Genomic DNA, 519 nt, shown 5'->3' with positions numbered 1-519 from the left:
CGGTAATACCGTGATTGTGGTGGAGCACGACGAAGACGCAATTCGCGCCGCTGACCATGTGATCGACATTGGCCCGGGCGCAGGTGTTCACGGCGGTGAAGTGGTCGCAGAAGGTCCGCTGGAAGCGATTATGGCGGTGCCGGAGTCGTTGACCGGGCAGTACATGAGCGGCAAACGCAAGATTGAAGTGCCGAAGAAACGCGTTCCGGCGAATCCGGAAAAAGTGCTGAAGCTGACAGGCGCACGCGGCAACAACCTGAAAGACGTGACGCTGACGCTGCCGGTAGGTCTGTTTACCTGCATCACAGGGGTTTCAGGTTCCGGTAAATCGACGCTGATTAACGACACACTGTTCCCGATTGCCCAACGCCAGTTGAATGGTGCGACCATCGCCGAACCGGCACCGTATCGCGATATTCAGGGACTGGAACATTTCGATAAAGTGATCGATATCGACCAAAGCCCAATTGGTCGTACTCCGCGTTCTAACCCGGCGACCTATACCGGCGTGTTTACACC

1 pseudogene is annotated in these 519 nt (G+C 56.5%); it reads left to right on the top strand.

The features are described from left to right. Positions 1-519, top strand: a pseudogene (locus ACEWB7_RS17450) (excinuclease ABC subunit UvrA); the annotation flags it as partial.

The sequence above is a fragment of the Acinetobacter sp. NIOH-H-8 genome (assembly GCF_046635365.1).
In the GTDB taxonomy this organism is placed as follows: domain Bacteria; phylum Pseudomonadota; class Gammaproteobacteria; order Pseudomonadales; family Moraxellaceae; genus Acinetobacter.
The sequence above is the reverse complement of the archived record's forward strand: the minus strand, read 5'-3'. Positions and strand labels throughout refer to the sequence as shown.